We start from the raw sequence: 17,341 nt of genomic DNA on the forward strand, positions 1-17,341 counted from the left end.
CGTAACAGCAGGGGCGAAGCATGTCTGCATACATCATAACTCGTCAAATAGGACCTAGTTGGGGCGCGTGTGCAGCATTTAGTCTTTATCTTCTATGCAGACAAATGCTTCGTCCCTACTACAAAAAAATAGCTGGCGCTATCAAAACTATTCATGGTAGCGCCAACTTTGGATTTAGCGCGGTATAGAATCCACCTTAAATGGCAGTCGCATCTTTCTCTTTTGTACGAATTCTATAAACGTTTTCTACATTTATGACAAATATCTTTCCATCTCCGATGCTTCCCGTTTGAGCTTCCGTGGTGATAGTATCGACAATCTTTTGTACATCCTCATCTTTTACCACAATTTCCAGTTTTATTTTTGACAGCAAATCAACACGATACCTCCTACCGCGCCATACTTCGCTGATTCCTTTTTGACTGCCGTGCCCTTTTACTTCCGTAACGGTCATTCCCGGATAGCCCATCTCCGTCATGGCGTCCCGCACAATATTGAACTTCTCCGGCCTGATTATTGCTTCTATTTTTTTCATGAAACTCCTCCATTCATATTATTAATACTATATATGTTTATTTGACCACAAACAGGTCTTATTTCTTAGAATTCGACGATTGTTTTTCTTGTTTTGCCTTTCCGTATACCCATCTGCCAAGTTTCTCAGAATAAATCCTCTCGCGTGAACGGTCCTTGCTGATTGCTTCTTCAAGCAAAGAGATTTGTTCTTTTTCTGCCTGAACATCGATGAGGTGTTCCCCCACAGCGCCAAAGAACCCTCCTTCCACAGGATAGCATGAAGTACCGTGATATGCAATATCAAGACCTTCTTCTTCTTCAAGGTCGGAAACCCTTAAACCAATTGTTCCTTTCAATCCGAAGAAGACCGCTCCGCCAAAAGCAAATGCATATGCAAAAGCGACAACAGTTCCGATAAATTGGGCAAGCAATTGCTCGCCGGTGCCAAGGATTAAACCATTTATACCATAGGTTCCATCGGCAAATAAACCTACGGCAAGCATGCCCCACATGCCGTTTGCGCCATGCACTGCCACCGCCCCAAGGGGATCGTCAATCTTGAAAACGACTTCTACCAGCGCTACGGCGCCTCTCATAATAAGGCCTGCAAGGACTCCGATAACAACTGCTGCCCATGGCGCTACATAAGCGCAAGGCGCGGTAATCGCAACCAACCCAGCCAAAGCTCCGTTACAAACAAACGATACGTCAACAAAGCCCTGTCTCTTCCATGTAAAGAACAACATAATTGATGCGCCCGCAGCAGCGGCAAGAAAGGTATTTGTCGCAATTATTGCTATACGTAAATCAGTGCCTGCCACGGTGCTTCCGGCATTAAAACCAAACCAGCCGAAGGCAAGAATAAAACAGCCAATGACAACATAGGTCATATTGTGCCCGGGAATGGCGTTTGGCGAGCCATCGGGATTATATTTGCCTTTTCTGGGACCAACAGCCCATGCGCCCATGAGGGCCATAATACCCCCTACTGTATGAACTACGGCGCAACCCGCAAAATCTACTACCCCGGCACCAATTGGAAGGGTACTCAGCCATCCGCCTCCCCATACCCAATGACCATAAAGCGGATAGATAATGCCGCACATTAAACAACTGTAGATAATATAAGGCACAAATTTCATTCTTTCTGCAACAGCGCCTGCAATAATTGTTACTGTTTTTGTTGCAAATACCATTTGGAAGAGCCAGAACATGACCGTTTTTACGTCATATGCATCCCCTAAAAGCATAAAGCCGTCCCAGCCAATACCAGGCCAGCCCCTATCAAGGCCTGAATACGCCTGAGACCCGCCAAACATCACAGCAAAACCGAAAAAATAAAAAACGCATGCACCCAACGTGGAATCAATGAAACAATGTGCTAGGTAGTTGAGCATGTTCTTTTGTCGTAAAAAGCCCCCTAAAAAGGCAAAACCCGCCTGCATGCTAAATACCAGGAATGCGGCTATTAACGTCCATACGACGTTGATTGAAATCTTTAATCCTTCAATACTCTCAGAATACGTATCGGAACCGTTTGGGTCTCCTGCCGCTTCAGCAACCCCCGTGCCAAACGCAAACAGACCCATTATTAGTAAAAGCCAAACACCGATCATAAATTTGTTATACATTTTCATAAGTTAAGTCTCTCTCCTTTTTATCACCCTACTAAAATTACAAATGTGTCTACAATGTAAAATGTTATGCTGGCATATTATATTTTCAATAGTACCTCCCTTTCTAAAATAAAACTTCCAAAAAACGGAGAAATATAACAAATGCAACCTGAGAATTCCGCATAATTTTAATGTGTTGAATGGATAATTGGCGATAGAATTCTCTTCTCTATCTATAAAATATACTTAAGGATAAAAGCAATTCAACTTTAATTGGCTTATTGGAGCAATTATTATTCCATCCGTTTGCGGTATATTTTTTTAAAGGCAGTTTCCTATAATGTTAAAATCCGTAACTATCCTAAAACAAAATAGATAAAACCATGCTGCAGTATAAATAATACTTCCTCCATGGTTTATAGGCAAAATAGTTTATAAATAATTAATATATTAGTATTTGTAAATATATTGCATAAGTATTTAATAATTTGGCAATTATGAATAAATTACGATTTAAATTCGAAATGCAACGACGGTTTATTTCAGCCACAGCATTCATGGGTAGGTATCATTTTTTCATTTGTTCGTGTAAAAATTTAATATAGATTCATTTTTTGTTTAGAAAAATAGTTGTTTTAAATTTTGCGTATAATGCAAAACATATGAATACCTTACAGGCAGATGAAGTGTTTTAATTTTTCACCTCTTTTCTTTATGAAAATATGAAAATCAACGCTTTGAAGTCATAAATTGAATATTTGGCATTTTTTATGCGAACTAATGGTCGAAAAACAACATTGTACAGGATTATTGCCACCAACCAATTGATATATGTATAAAGTCCGCTCCCGGCTGGCATAGCCAGAGCCAAACAGGCACGAAAACAGTCCTCAATCTTCAATCTGCAATCTGCAATTTGCTGACAGTAGACTGCCGACTGCCGGCAGGGTATATGTTTTCTTGGATAACAATAACACGTATGTATATAATTAATAATTATCGTTTTCAAACGTTTAAGTGTGAATCAAATTTACATAAGTCTAACTATGCTGTTTTGATTAATGCTGCCGGTAAGGGGATAAAATACGCCCCTTATGCTGATTTTTCCGGAGAATACAATGTCCTCAAAAAGCTTAATCATAAACAAATTCCTAAAGTGTATGATGTTGGACATGGTGATTTATACAAGGATGAGAGGTTTTTGATAAAACAGAACTTTATCGTATTGCAACATATTGACGGTGAAGATATTCTGGAATATTTCAGGGAAAAGGATGTGGAAAAGGTAAAGGTCATAAATGAAGTGGTAAAGATGTTTCTTACGGTTTGCGACCCCTTAATATATCTGCATGCTATGAAGTACATTCATTGTGATATAAAACCAGGGCATTTGATTTGTAACAGGGAAACAGGTTTGGGGCATATCATTGACTTTGAACTGGCTATTAAACATGGAGAAGTTCTGCGGGGAATCAGCAGGGAGTATGCCTCGCCTGAACAGTTTCGCATTCTTGATTATTTGAGGAGCCAAAAAGGAGATCATGGCGAAGACGGCCTTCCCTCTTCTATGCAGTTGGATGGCAGAACAGATTTGTATTCCATAGGTCTCTTATTCTATGAAACGTTAACGAAAAAAAAATGGCAAAAAGGGATGGATTTGCCGCACAAAATTAATAAAAATATCTCTCAAAAACTGGAAGAAATTATCATGGGGCTTTTGGAAGAAGATGTTTCGAACAGAATTTCTTCCGCAGAGAAACTGGAAAAGATGTTGCGCAGTATCTAATAAATGCCTTTTACTTATTATGGAAAGCAAGCTCTTGAAAAACATTATAATATCAGATATTCATGGAAATGTTGATTCTCTGATTGCATTTATTAAAGAGATTGCGAAAAAGGAAGGTACCATTGACAGGCTGCTTATCGCAGGCGATATAGTAGGGTATGGCGCCTCTCCAAATGAATGCTGCGACATTGTACGCTACATGAAGTATGGAAAGAGAAAAGTACCGATTGAAAGAATATATAAAATCATTGAACAAATCAATCCGGAAACTTCTCCCGACAGGGATTTTATGGACGCCATTCAATTAATGGAAAAGAAATGCGTTGTCATTGGAGGAAACCACGATAAACAGGTAGTCGGGGAACCATCCCTTACCTCTGAAATGAATCCCGTAGCACAAGCCGCAGCGGATTGGACAAAAGGGGTATTGACGAAGGAGAATTATACCTTTTTAAAACGTTTATCGCTGAGAAAAAAATTTAAGCATGAGGGGTTTGAAATAGTACACAGTACCCCTTCGTACCCGATTGGTTATGAATATGCCAAAAATGCAAGCGTTTTAAAGTACACCACCTTATGGTCAAAGATAACATTTGGCGGGCATACACACCGGCCAGCGGCGTACATTTACACGAAAGAGAAGAGATTGGTAAATGCCTCCGTTCTCATCCCTACCGACAATTATGATATGAGATTAATGGTGATTGAAAAAGAATGCTCCGACAAGACAGAATCTTTTACGGTGGATCAAAACAATGACTGGAAATATTATGTTAACGTTGGTTCACTGGGTCAGCCTAGGGATGGAAATCCCGACGGGTGTTATGTTGTTTTTGATTCCACTTTAAACCAGATAAGCTTCAGGCGTGTGAGGTATAATGCTGAAGCTGCATCAAGAAGAATAACCGAAGCAAAATTGCCGAATGAGTTAGCCCAGAGGGTTTTAAAAGGGGTTTAGGCGCTTAGCGTCTAATATTGACAAAATTTTGTCGATATGTCGAAGCCTCTAAATTCGAATATAGGTAACACTTTAGTTTTTTGAAAAATGTACTACCTATAAGCTCCGTAGGAGCAGCCTGTTTGTAGCAAAATAGGATATTATAACAGAGATTAGCTCTGTTAGGAGCGACCTGTCTCTTGTAAATCCATATAAACAGGTCTACCTGAATACGGACAGGCCGCTCCTACGGAGCTATTTACCTTATTGAATTTTATTGCGCTACAAACAGACCGCCCCTGACGGGGCTACATGGTATTTTTTCTATCCCGGGAATTTTTCAAAAAACTAAAGTGTTACGAATATAGAAATTCGAAACAATACCGAAACTCAAAATTCAAATGTTAAAAACAAATCGGCTCTTACAGTTTTGGACAGTTCGAATTTTATTTTTTGGGATTTGTTTCGTATTTAGAATTTCACTATTTTTTTTGTCGGGAGTATATAAAATGTATTCTATTAACAAATATACGTTTAAAGAGTTTAAGATTACGCCCGGACACAGGGCTAATTACGCAATCCTTTGTAATCCTGAGTTCAAAGAAAATCAGTGGGGCATAAAATATCACCCTTCCAATGATTACGCGAGAGAATACAAAATCCTTGCCCTCTTTTCACATCCGCAAATTCCGGTTCGATATAAAGTGGGAAGGGATAACATGTATAATGATGACAAGTTTGTTTTGGCACAATATTATCTCATTATGACCCACTTTGAAGGAAAGGGCGTACTTGAATATTATAAAAAAAGGGATATGACCGACCGGAAAGAAATCGAAGGGGTAATTCAGCATTTTGCAAGCGTGACCTTGCCTTTGATGCACATGCATACCAAAGGATACCTTCACTCCGATATCAAACCCGGTCATCTTATACTAAATCCAACTACGGGTGTAATGGCGCTTATTGACCTTGAATGCACTATTAAAACAGGAGAGACGCTTCTTGGTATGAGCAGGGAATATGCATCCCCGGAACAGAAAGAAATGATACAACTCTTGAGAAAAAATGAGCGGGAAAAGGATGTGTTGAAAAAGATTAAGATTGCGGCCACATCCGATTTGTATTCTGTTGGGTTGATTCTTTATGAAGCCCTGACAAATAAGTTGTGGCAAGAGAATCCGGTCCCCCCATGGGAGTTAAATTCATCAATACCCGAGAAACTACACAAGGTTATTTTAGGATTATTGGAGGAAAACCCGTTAAATCGTATACATTCTGCAGAATTATTAAAAAATGAATTGGAAGCGATAGCGTAGTTGTTTTTCCGTATTGGTAAAAAGTGCTTAAAGCGGGTTCAGGTATTTCGTCAATGTTGTTTATCCTGTCTTTTCGGCAGGAAAACAATTAATCAGTTTGATCAATAAAGGGACACTCCCCATATTTCAAAAATTAATATGGGAAGTGTCCCTCTATTTTCCATGAACGCTTAATATACATCCCTTTGCTTTAATGCTCCCCGCAACACTTTCTGCATCTTGTGCGTTCATGCTTCCGGTTGCAACATAGCCCAAAGCCATTATTTTCAGCAGTGACCAGGTCACAATACCAATGCTGGATAAAACCGGCCTTGTACTTAACCTATTCGGCGTAGTATTGATAACAGCGCTTATCTATTTCTTGGCCGTCCATGTTTTTGGTATAGCGCTTTTAGAATTACCGGTATGGGTAATAAAGAAGTAAGGAAAATTTAAACCATTCTCTACTGATAAAAAAAATTGCTAAAACGAGAAAGCCTTTCTGCTACAAAAATTCTGCTTGCGCGTTTTCCTCTTTGATGGTTGAATGGGCAAAATGTTTTAATTTCAATATTATAAAGAAAGGTCATTTGTATGGATATACAACGAAATTGTCATTTGTATTGCAACTAACCTCGTCGCACTACATGGGAATTTAGTGGGCTTAGAACACGTATCAAGTGCCATCCTCTCCGTACGGCTCATTGCTTAACTGAAAGTGTACCGTGCGCGTGATGTTGTCCCATTTCAGCAAAAATTCTTTTTATTTATACAAATATATCTGTTATGCTTTTTTCCTCTTTTCGTACTAATGATAAATGAATACGCTTCGCAAATGAAAATGGATAAAAATAGAGAAACGATTGACAACACCTTAAAAACGGCATGGATAATGCAGTTGAAAGAGGACTGGAAAACCGCGAATTACCATTATTTCAAAAATTCCATGCGTCCCCCTCACTTTGAACTTTCGGGTGCGGACCGAATGCTGGGGAATTGGAAGGGAGGGCATTGGCGGCGACTCTCTATCAGCATTTTCCTGATCCAGTCCTATCCGTGGGAATATGTCCAGGAGGTGCTTTATCACGAAATGGCACATCAGTATGTGGATGAAATTCTGGGAATACGGGATGATTTACCCCATGGTGAAATATTTAAGAGTATTTGCCGGGAAAATGGTATTGATTCCTCTGCCACCGGAGATATTCATACGTGGATGGAAAGAAAGAGGAACAGCTTTTCTGCACAATCAGGCAACCACACCATACTTGACAAGGTACACAAGCTTTTGGCATTAGCCCAGAGCAAAAATGAACATGAGGCGCAATTGGCAATGGCAAAGGCACACGAACTACTGTTAAAACACAACCTGTCATTATTGGATGCGCATGCCGGGCGGCATTACGTTTACAAACAAATCGGGAATATAGGGAATAGGGATGCTATCAAATCATTAATCTGTTCCATACTCTGTAAATTTTTTTTCGTAGAAGCCATTTGGAAATTCGGGTACGAACAGCATGAAAATAAAAATGGCAGGGCGCTGGAAATTTATGGACTGCCGGAAAATGTGGAGATGGCTGAGTATGTGTATAATTACCTTCAAAACATCTCCGAATTATTGTGGACAGACTATAAAGAACAAAAAAAAATCGACGGTAACAAACACAGGAGAACCTTCATCTACGGCCTCCTGGAAGGTTTTTACACTAAACTGGAAAACCGGGCCGTTACCAGCCATTCAAATAAACTTGTTTGGAAGGGAGATCCCAGGCTTAAAGAGTTTTTCTTCAGAAGAAACCCAAGGCGCTCGCGTACTTCTCACCGATATTCAACAAGCTGCCATGAAGCCTATGCCTCCGGGATCAACCATGGAAAAAATCTGGTTATTCGCAAAGGGGTCCATGGGAAAAGCAATGGGGAGATTAAGTATTTAAACTGACCCCAAATTAAAATTGGCAGTCCCCAGTCTCCACTCCTCAATCAGCAATTTGCCGATTGTAGATTGTAGATTGCCTACTACTACGGTAGTATAATGGAAAATTAATTTTTATATGCTTGACAGGGAAAACATGACATTATAGAATCCAATAAGTTGAGATTTTGCGAAATGAACCATACTTGAATCAACAGATATTTTCCTCGCAGCAACAGAAAATTTCCATTTTCAACAGTAAAATCTTGCGTCTTTAACTACCCATTATTATTCGTGTTAAGGCGGGCTTGACAGGCAAGCAACGGTTACAGAATAAGAAGAATTGCTGGACTAACAGATGAACAGAACAGGCGCTCCTATTCTCAAAATTCCATTAAACCGCACTGAAGGTTTTTTGTCGGATACAATAATCTTTAGGGATGCAAAAGCCCGGACCCCACATCCTAATCTTGAATTAAAGAAAGACAATGCGAACGATCCCCAGATGCTGGTTTGGGGAAAGTTTTTAATCAAACATGAATACCAAATTGCGAAAAAAGACGGTGAGCTTTTTGTTGACGTCACAAATGATAAAAATCTCATCCACAGGAAGGGAAATATTGTTCCTGGCGCAATGACGGTCTCCAAAATAATTCTTCCCCTGGAAATCCTTTTTGCGGATATGGAGATATCTTCCGTTAACATTAAATTTACCCGTTCCGCCTTTTATGGCGCGAAAACCTGTAGTCTGTTCCTCTGGCAGTTTATTAATGATAACAACATCCAGATTGATATAAGAACGTATCAGCAGAATGAGATTATAGCAAGCGCCATTGTACTGGGAAGGCCAAAATCCCTGAATAAACAAATACAACAGGTAGACGAACTCCGGGTAAATAAGTCGTGTTTCGCAAAGGTACAGGCTTATTTTAAAAGCCTGGGCATCCGGAGCGATTCTTATGTTGAAAAGGGGAAATATAAAGACTACACCTATCCTTTAGCATATATCGCCTCGCTGCCTTCCGCCGAAATCGTAAACCAATTGTCAGGACAGGGTGGTATGATTAATGTGTTGCGTATGGACTTTGGAAATTATGAGAGGATACCTATTACCGGGGATAAAGGCCCTGAGGTAAAACTCGCGAGGGCAAAGAAGCGGAATTCGTTTAACAAGATTTTGACCGAGGTTGCGGAAGGGCTCGTCACCTACTATAAAGGGCTTGCAATCGTTAATCCCATTGCTAAATTCCAAAATTCTTCTGAACCGGTTATTGATACCATTAACAAGCTAATTCACCTGCAGGAAAAAACAAAAACAGTGGCCGGGCACAAAGAGGCATGAAATAAATTACCCCTTTCCGGAATTGCAGCAAATCTACAAAACATCCTCCACCCCTCTCTGAAAACCCGCAATCTTCCCCCTTTTCCCGGATGTAGTGACAAGAGAATGCTATTATTTCTTTTTAGCAACGGCACTCCTGAAGGTTTTCGAATAAATTTTCACGAAGAATAAAAATACACGTCAAGGCATTTACCGTAATTTTATTTTCATATCGACGGAATAAGCCTTTCCTCCTATCTTAGAGAGTAATGGACTGAGATCTAACCTCAGATTAGCCGAAACGATATAGCGAAAACATAAAACAATTAAAATCGATTGAAAGCATTGCGATTGCTGATAAAATTAAAAAAAATGTAACACTTTAGTATTTTGAAGCTGGAAATAGTCATATGTAGTTCGGCGAGGTTCGTCGCATTGTCTTGAGTAAACCCTATTCACCATCGCACAACTCTTTTTGGTGCGACGAACCTCGTCGAACTACATTGTTGGAATTTTTCAAAATACTAAATTGTTACAAAAACAATCCATTTAGAACCGGCACAAGAATAGAAATACATAAAATGTTTGCTAATAATATATTACAACGCTACGTTATACGAGAATGGTTTCAAACATTCTGGCCTTCTTTTTTGTGCTTTGAAATCCTAATGTTCTTAGGGTTTGTAATTCAGATATTACACAAAGGGCTTGATATTATAGCCCTAAAAGCTCTCATCCCTCATATGTTTATCCAGGTGGCGCCTTATTCCATTCCTTCGGCACTGCTTACCGCCACTACCTTAACGTATGGAAGATTGAGCGCCGACAGAGAAATTATCGCCATACAAGCAAGCGGCATCCATTTACGGAAGATAATTACTCCGGTTTTGGTAATAGGCATTATTTTCAGTTTTTTTACGCTGGTGCTATCGGCGGAAATTTTGCCAAGATCCCTTTACCAGATAAAATTATTACAAGAAAGGGCGATAAACAATATCCTCGCCGGCAGATTAGCAACCTTCCAGAAAAAAGTACTCATGGAGCCGTATCAAATATACATTGGAAATGTAGTAGACAACATCAACAAAGACGTCACCGTTATTCAGTATGCGGATGATTATGTTACGGATATCATCTTTGCGGAAGAAGGCAGTATCGAGGTGAATAACGAAAAAAACACAATCTTCCTTACGCTGCGCAAGGGGGAATTTATCAAACCAAACTACAAAAAAGCCGAAGAGGTTCCGCGTTTAGGCGTGTTTACGGAGACCACATTTGAAATTCCCATGGGAAAAGACAAGGCCGACTTTTCCACCAAGCATATGACGATATTCCAGCTCTTTAAATACAACAATGAAATTGACAGGGAACTTGCAAACAGCAAAGAAATTCCCGACAATTTTGAAGAGGCACGGGTTGAAGCATCAAGAAAACTTGCTGAACACCAAAACCAGTTGCAGCAATTAAATAAAAAGCAAAAACACCTTGAATCCGAATTAAAAAAATCAAAACAAAATCTGGAACGGCAGAAATCAAAGATTGATGGACTGGCAAACGAGAGTAAACTGGCAAATAATTATATACTTGTCGCAACCGAAAATCTTATGCAGTTAAAAAGGGAAAATAAAGCCGGATATTACATCGCTGATGATATCGATTTAAAATTAATGGAAATAAAAGAGACTATAGAAAGAGAAAAACAGCGGATTAGCGTTATATCACAAAGAATGATTGAAACACGTGAGATACAAAATAGTGAAACAAATAACATAGCCACACTCACAAAATCGCTTGAAGAGACAGAAAAGAACATATCTGTTTTGTTGAGGAAAATTACAAGCTTTGAAAGCGACCTGACGTTAGCGTCAAAAAAGAAATTAAGACGCAAAAACGATATTTCCATACACAAAAGAATCTCACAGGCACTTTCGTGTTTAAGTTTTATTGTTATTGGCATTCCATTGGGCATTAAGTTGCGTAGCTCTCACCTTATAATAGGGTTTGGAGTAAGTTTTATGATTATCTTGTTTATCTATTACCCCCTGATGGTAACAGGTTCAGTACTTGCAGATGATACATTATTGCCCGTTGTGCCTGTTTTATGGGGTGCGAATGGCATACTTCTTATCGTTGGCATATGTATTTACCAAAAACTTTTTGCATATAATAAATCTTAACAGGCATAAGCCATCAAAGACCTGATTTAAACGTTTAGTACCTTATAAGTAATTTCTTTGCACTTTTTGGCAAAATATTTACTGGTGAAATCCGAAACAAATTCTAATGACGAAATGATTTGAAATTCTAAACAAACGCCTTTTTCGTATCTCGCATTTCGTGCTTCATATTGTTGTATGTTTTGGATTTGTTTCGTATTTCGTACTTCGAATTTCGTATTTTTTATATCGTGCTTTCCATGCAAGCAGATACGTTTTCAGACGTCTTTGGCATTGTCCTGTAACGGACATCAATTCTTGACTTTTTTCAGGATAGGGCTTACTATAATTTAATTAACTTCGTTTAACGTTTTATGAGAGATCGGGCGTAATGTATTACAGGAGAAACCCTTTCGGATTAAATATTGGCAGCAAATGGACCCGCCTGGTTATGATGCTAATCATCGCCAATGTCGGGGTGTTCATGTTCCAATTACTATTTTCCACGATAAGCCCCCAGTTACCCCCCCTTCCGGTTAACTCATTATCAGAGGCTCCAGCCCTGCCGTGGCATTATCCCGCTTCAGATAAATTCACAAAAATGTTCTGGCTCTATCCGCCGGACGCTATAGGGAATTTGTGGTTCTGGCAGTTTTTTTCGTATATGTTTTTGCATAGTACAACAGACCCTTGGCACTTGATCTTTAATATGCTGGTGCTCTGGATGTTTGGCAGCGAGGTCGAAAAGGTTCTCGGTCAAAAAAAATTTCTGACACTTTACTTTACCGCGGGAATCTTCGCGGGGATATGCTGTTGTATCTTTACGCCAAAAGTTCCTATTCTCGGGGCATCCGGTGCAATTTTCGCTATAGAAGTCGCCTTCGCGATGTATTTCCCCAATAGCATGGTTATTTTCTATTTCTTTCCTATCAGGGCAAAGTATCTGGTAATGATATTTGCCTCTATTACGGTATTTAATTGTATTACACCGAGGGGAGGCAATATTGCGCATTTTGCCCATCTGGGGGGACTTGTGTACGGGTTTTTGTTCGTACGGTACTCAAACCGTGTTGTTGATTATTTAAAACGATGCCAAATACTTCAACAGGAAAAAGAACTGAGAAAAGACATGGAGTTGCGTGAAAAGGTGGATGAAATCCTTGACAAGGTGAATCGTGAAGGGTTGCATAATTTAACATGGCGGGAAAGAAACATCCTCAAGACCGCCAGCAAAAAATACAAAAGGAACAAACATTGATTAAGATTGCGGTAAATGGCGCATGCGGCAGAATGGGAACAAGGATTTGTGCCCTTATCCTCGAAGATAAAGCATCTGATTTAACTGCGGCGCTGGAACACCCGGGGCATGTGTCCATTGGCAAAGACATTGGGCTGGTGGCCGGTTTTGGAGAATCAGGGCTGAAAATTTCAACTGCGATGGAAAATCCTACAGATGTGCTGATAGATTTTTCATCGCCTGAATCTGCCGTCAATATTGCGGAATGCTGCGCGAAAAAAAACGTTGCACTTGTAACTGGCACTACCGGACTAACCCCCCTGCATCATGAAAAATTGCTGGAAATATCAAAAAAAATCCCCTGCCTGATTTCGCCAAACATGAGCCTGGGGGTAAACGTAATGTTTTCGGTTGCCGCCCAAATGGCAAAAATGCTGGGCAAAGATTTTGACATTGAAATTATTGAAACACACCACAGACATAAAAAAGATTCCCCTAGCGGTACAGCGCTGAGACTGGCAGAAAAAATATGCGATGCAACCGGACTGGATAAAGAAAAAAACATTATCTATGGCCGCCAGGGGATCATCGGTGAACGCCCTTCAAACCAAATAGGCATACACGCAGTCAGGAGCGGAGACGTCATTGGCGACCATACGGTAGTTTTTGGCGGGCTTGGAGAACGATTAGAGATTACCCATAAGGCACACACAAGAGATACGTTTGCGCGGGGCGCAGTTTATACGGCAAAGATTATTGCAAAAAAACCCCCCGGCATGTACACCATGTCCGACGTGTTATAAAAGAATTGTCCACCATCTATAACCCTTTGTGAAAGCACGAAATACGAAACAAATTCTAAATTTCAATTTTTAAATATTCAAAACCCGGTTTTTTTCATTGTTATTTTGTATTTTAGAATTTGTTTCGCGCTTGTTTGGTTCCGGCTATGCCGTGTTAGGGAAGAAGGGTTGTACCATACGAATTCTTATTTAATAACATTATGTGAGAATTAACCTTTTGAAAGGAAGACTATGAGACTTGATAAGTTTACCATAAAAGCGCAGGAAGCCATACAGGAAGCTCAGGAATTAGCCGAATCAAAGAGGCAGCAGCAAATCCTTTCGGCGCACGTATTGGAGGTTTTATTGACGCAGGAGCAGGGCATCGTAGTTCCTCTCCTGCAAAAATTAGGTGTGGATGCAAATATTGTTCTTGATAAAACAATGGAGGCCGTTAACAAGCTTCCGCAAATAAGCGGCTCAGGAGCGCCGGGGCAGGCATATGTGAGTGCGGAACTGCGCGATATGATAAACTTTGCATGGGAAGAAGCCGGCAAGCTGAAGGACGAATACCTAAGCACCGAACATATGCTGCTGGCGCTGGCACGGCAAAAAAATACCTCCGCATGCAAAATATTAAACGAGGCAGGCATTGACCGGGAAAATATTCTCAAGGCTTTAAAAGAAATCCGGGGCAGCCAGAGAGTCACCGACCAGACTCCCGAAGACAAGTACCGTGCACTTGAACGATACAGTAAAGATCTGGTTGCTCTGGCACAAAGAGGAAAGCTTGACCCCGTTATTGGCCGTGATGACGAAATTCGCAGGGTAATACAGGTATTGTCACGAAGGACAAAAAATAATCCCGTTCTCATCGGCGAGCCAGGCGTGGGAAAAACCGCTATCGTCGAAGGGCTTGCCCAGCGCATTGTAAACGGAGATATCCCTGAAAGCTTAAAAAACAAACGGGTAATGTCGCTCGATATGGGTGCGCTTATTGCCGGCGCAAAATACCGTGGGGAGTTTGAAGACCGTCTTAAGGCGGTTCTTAAAGAGATAAGCGAGAAGGAAGGGCAGATAATACTTTTCATCGATGAATTGCACACCGTGGTTGGGGCAGGAGCCGCAGAAGGGGCAATGGACGCTTCCAACCTCCTAAAACCGGCATTGGCGCGTGGAGAACTGCGTTGCGTGGGCGCCACCACTCTTGATGAATACAGAAAATACATTGAAAAAGACGCCGCCCTGGAACGACGGTTCCAGCAAGTATATGTGAGAGAACCTACCGTTGAAGACACTATCGCAATCCTGCGCGGACTAAAAGAACGATACGAAGTGCATCACGGAGTGCGCATAACAGACTCAGCGATTATTGCTGCAGCGACCCTTTCCAGCCGGTACATATCGGACAGGTTTCTGCCCGACAAGGCAATAGATCTTATCGATGAAGCTGCGTCAAAATTAAGGATAGAAATCGACAGCATGCCTGTTGAGCTTGATGAGATAGAGCGTAAGATCCTGCAATTGGAAATAGAAAAAGAGGCTTTAAAAAAAGAAAAAGACGAAGCTTCTAAACAACGCATAGAGAAAATTGAAAGACAATTATCCGACCTGAAAGAAGAATCCAGGGCTTTCCGGGCACACTGGGAAAACGAAAAGAAGGTTATCAAGGAAATACAGGACATTAACGCAAAGATTGACCAGGCGCGCATTGAGGAGCAAGCAGCCCAAAGGGAGGGAAATTTAGAAAAGGTTGCTGAGATACGCTATGGACGTATTATTGAATGTGAAAGAAAATTAAAGGAAAAGCACCTTGAATTACAGGAACTGCAAAAATCCAAATCCCTCCTGAATGAGGAGGTGGGTGAGGATGACATTGCCATGGTAGTCGCCAAATGGACTGGAATTCCCGTATCACGTATGCTGGAAAGTGAAAAGGAAAAACTATTAAAGATGGAAGAAAGACTGAAAGAGAGGGTAGTTGGTCAGGAAGAGGCAATTTCCGCCGTGTCAAACGGCATCCGGCGTGCACGCGCCGGACTCCAGGATCCGAACCGGCCTATCGGTACCTTCCTGTTTCTTGGTCCTACCGGAGTTGGGAAAACGGAGCTTTGCAAGGCGCTGGCGGCCTTTTTGTTTGATAACGAAGATGCAATGGTTCGTATCGACATGTCTGAATTCATGGAACAACACTCGGTTGCACGGCTTATAGGCGCCCCACCTGGTTATGTGGGATACGAAGAAGGCGGAAGACTCACTGAGGCTATAAGAAGAAGACCCTATGCAGTGGTGCTATTCGATGAAATTGAAAAGGCACACCGGGATGTATTTAACGTCTTGCTTCAGGTTTTTGATGACGGACGGCTTACTGACGGACACGGCAGAACCGTTGATTTTAAGAATACCATTATTGTAATGACCTCAAACATCGCAAGCCAGTGGATACAGGATTTAACCGGCCCTGAAAATGAAGAAGAACTGAAAAGAGAGGTAAAACAGGCGCTGAAGGAGACCTTCCGCCCTGAATTCCTTAACCGTATCGATGAAACAATTGTCTTTCACAGTCTCTCCAAAGAACTAATCAAACAGATTGCCGACATACAATTGAACGACCTTCGAAAGCGCCTCGCCAGAAACAACCTTAAACTTACCGTTACAGACCGGGTAAAAGAGACTTTGATTGAAGAAGGGTATGACCCGCATTTTGGCGCACGGCCTTTAAAGCGCACCATCCAGCAGCTCATCGAAAACCCGCTTTCTATGGAAATTTTGGGAGGGAAATTCCCAGACGGCTCGGAAATCATGGTAGATATGCAGGATGGGAAGGCTGTTTTTACAAATAAATGATTTGTCCTGCTGGAAAGATTGCAAATTCTTAATCAAATTTCTACCCGGAATAGTTGAACTGTTTGGTTTGGTTTGGTTTGGTTTCGTACCTCAACCCCAATCTACCGAAATACCAAACTGCTTGTTCACAAACAGGAGCTTTGGAACAAGCAGATGAAATTAGTAGGAATCTAATTTATCTTTTGCAACTTGTTTGAACTTTTCCTGAAGTTTTGCTTTAAATTGTTTACCAACTTTATCAAATACGTCAAGTAATTCCTGAAAAGTCTTATTACCTCCCAATAAGTTCCAATATTCTTCTCCAATAAGAAAGTCGTTTGGGTGGTCCATCATACCGACTTCTGTAAAGAAGGTATGACATCGTTATTTCTTATAAATAATTTTTTAAGACATTGTCTATAGATATTTTTCCTTTTCCCCAAGTATTTTCCCAGTCTTTTATTAAGGATAATTTTTTTTCTTCTAAAGTTTCAGAAAAATTTGTTGGTTGTAATTCCATAACTTCGTTTATCCAGTTCAAGATTTTCTTGCAATATCCTTCTTCCTTTGCTATGAAATCCCAGAACTCTTTACCAATTATTGCTGATTTAGGATAACCTATTAATGTAGATTGTATCTGTGTATTAATTTGCTCACGTTTTCCATAAGTCATTCCTAACATTGGAACCTGTTTCGATATATCCTTGATTTTTTGAATATGAGCATTTAATTGCCGTACTTGTTCAATACTCATAGTATTTGGACTAGTTTTAACCTGGAAGTGGTATTCTTTTTCTTCTCGAGTTATCATAATGTCAAAACCTTCTAAATCTGATTTTTCTGCACCACTGCATAATAAAACTCCTTCTATAACGGATGTTCACCCCTGCCAAAACGCATAAGTGCTTAATATATAGTTTGTTAAGGCTGTATTTTTAATAAATATGTAGT

13 protein-coding genes are annotated in these 17,341 nt (G+C 40.5%); 9 read left to right on the forward strand and 4 right to left on the reverse strand.

What is annotated here, in order from left to right; all coding sequences use genetic code 11:
- Positions 1-196 precede the first annotated feature (196 nt).
- Both M5U24_RS09890 and M5U24_RS09895 read right to left on the reverse strand, forming a co-directional pair.
- Positions 197-535, reverse strand: a complete 339-nt coding sequence (locus M5U24_RS09890; protein WP_099325750.1) for a P-II family nitrogen regulator — start codon at positions 533-535, stop codon at positions 197-199.
- Positions 536-593: 58 nt separating this feature from the next.
- Positions 594-2,153, reverse strand: a complete 1,560-nt coding sequence (locus tag M5U24_RS09895; RefSeq protein ID WP_099325749.1) for an ammonium transporter — start codon at positions 2,151-2,153, stop codon at positions 594-596.
- Between the two features lie 958 nt (positions 2,154-3,111).
- On the opposite strand from M5U24_RS09895, the gene M5U24_RS09900 reads away from it, so the two are divergent.
- From M5U24_RS09900 to clpB, 9 genes are all read left to right on the forward strand, one after another.
- Positions 3,112-3,918, forward strand: coding sequence for a protein kinase (locus M5U24_RS09900; protein WP_164995481.1), 807 nt, complete (start codon positions 3,112-3,114; stop codon positions 3,916-3,918).
- A 34-nt stretch (positions 3,919-3,952) separates the two neighbouring features.
- The gene (locus M5U24_RS09905) at positions 3,953-4,876 is read left to right on the forward strand and encodes a metallophosphoesterase family protein (protein ID WP_157820601.1); all 924 of its coding nucleotides are present in this window, start codon (positions 3,953-3,955) and stop codon (positions 4,874-4,876) included.
- Positions 4,877-5,364: 488 nt separating this feature from the next.
- Entirely contained in the window at positions 5,365-6,174 is an 810-nt protein-coding gene (locus tag M5U24_RS09910; RefSeq protein ID WP_157820600.1) for a hypothetical protein, read from the forward strand.
- 820 nt (positions 6,175-6,994) lie between these two features.
- The gene (locus tag M5U24_RS09915; protein ID WP_164995483.1) at positions 6,995-8,095 is read left to right on the forward strand and encodes a DUF2786 domain-containing protein; all 1,101 of its coding nucleotides are present in this window, start codon (positions 6,995-6,997) and stop codon (positions 8,093-8,095) included.
- A gap of 331 nt (positions 8,096-8,426) precedes the next feature.
- The gene (locus tag M5U24_RS09920) at positions 8,427-9,410 is read left to right on the forward strand and encodes a hypothetical protein (RefSeq protein WP_099325744.1); all 984 of its coding nucleotides are present in this window, start codon (positions 8,427-8,429) and stop codon (positions 9,408-9,410) included.
- Positions 9,411-9,970: 560 nt separating this feature from the next.
- Entirely contained in the window at positions 9,971-11,566 is a 1,596-nt protein-coding gene (locus tag M5U24_RS09925; protein ID WP_099325743.1) for an LptF/LptG family permease, read from the forward strand.
- Between the two features lie 370 nt (positions 11,567-11,936).
- Positions 11,937-12,803, forward strand: a complete 867-nt coding sequence (locus M5U24_RS09930) for a rhomboid family intramembrane serine protease (protein ID WP_099325741.1) — start codon at positions 11,937-11,939, stop codon at positions 12,801-12,803.
- The gene (dapB, locus tag M5U24_RS09935; RefSeq protein WP_099327061.1) at positions 12,800-13,585 is read left to right on the forward strand and encodes a 4-hydroxy-tetrahydrodipicolinate reductase; all 786 of its coding nucleotides are present in this window, start codon (positions 12,800-12,802) and stop codon (positions 13,583-13,585) included. The genes M5U24_RS09930 and dapB overlap by 4 nt, the downstream gene beginning before the upstream one ends.
- 231 nt (positions 13,586-13,816) lie before the next feature.
- Positions 13,817-16,411 carry an ATP-dependent chaperone ClpB gene (gene clpB, locus M5U24_RS09940; RefSeq protein WP_099325740.1) on the forward strand — a complete coding sequence of 865 codons (2,595 nt, stop codon included), beginning with the start codon at positions 13,817-13,819 and terminating at the stop codon, positions 16,409-16,411.
- Positions 16,412-16,570: 159 nt separating this feature from the next.
- Here clpB and M5U24_RS09945 read toward each other — a convergent pair whose 3' ends face one another.
- Positions 16,571-16,744 (reverse strand): TdeIII family type II restriction endonuclease, encoded by a 174-nt coding sequence (locus tag M5U24_RS09945; RefSeq protein ID WP_298202307.1) that lies wholly within the window; start codon positions 16,742-16,744, stop codon positions 16,571-16,573.
- Positions 16,745-16,781: 37 nt separating this feature from the next.
- Entirely contained in the window at positions 16,782-17,261 is a 480-nt protein-coding gene (locus M5U24_RS09950; RefSeq protein WP_261341674.1) for a TdeIII family type II restriction endonuclease, read from the reverse strand.
- Between the last annotated feature and the right edge of the window lie 80 nt (positions 17,262-17,341).

Source organism: Candidatus Kuenenia sp. (assembly GCF_027493735.1).
In the GTDB taxonomy this organism is placed as follows: Bacteria; Planctomycetota; Brocadiia; order Brocadiales; family Brocadiaceae; genus Kuenenia; species Kuenenia stuttgartiensis_A.

Excerpts from the sequence above, each read along its gene's own strand:
- M5U24_RS09945 (WP_298202307.1), bottom strand. The coding sequence starts at position 16,744 with ATGATGGACCACCCAAACGACTTTCTTATTGGAGAAGAATATTGGAAC.
- M5U24_RS09925 (WP_099325743.1), top strand. The coding sequence starts at position 9,971 with ATGTTTGCTAATAATATATTACAACGCTACGTTATACGAGAATGGTTT.
- M5U24_RS09930 (WP_099325741.1), top strand. The coding sequence starts at position 11,937 with ATGTATTACAGGAGAAACCCTTTCGGATTAAATATTGGCAGCAAATGG.
- M5U24_RS09915 (WP_164995483.1), top strand. The coding sequence starts at position 6,995 with ATGGATAAAAATAGAGAAACGATTGACAACACCTTAAAAACGGCATGG.
- M5U24_RS09920 (WP_099325744.1), top strand. The coding sequence starts at position 8,427 with ATGAACAGAACAGGCGCTCCTATTCTCAAAATTCCATTAAACCGCACT.
- M5U24_RS09910 (WP_157820600.1), top strand. The coding sequence starts at position 5,365 with ATGTATTCTATTAACAAATATACGTTTAAAGAGTTTAAGATTACGCCC.
- clpB (WP_099325740.1), top strand. The coding sequence starts at position 13,817 with ATGAGACTTGATAAGTTTACCATAAAAGCGCAGGAAGCCATACAGGAA.
- M5U24_RS09900 (WP_164995481.1), top strand. The coding sequence starts at position 3,112 with ATGTATATAATTAATAATTATCGTTTTCAAACGTTTAAGTGTGAATCA.
- M5U24_RS09895 (WP_099325749.1), bottom strand. The coding sequence starts at position 2,153 with ATGAAAATGTATAACAAATTTATGATCGGTGTTTGGCTTTTACTAATA.
- M5U24_RS09890 (WP_099325750.1), bottom strand. The coding sequence starts at position 535 with ATGAAAAAAATAGAAGCAATAATCAGGCCGGAGAAGTTCAATATTGTG.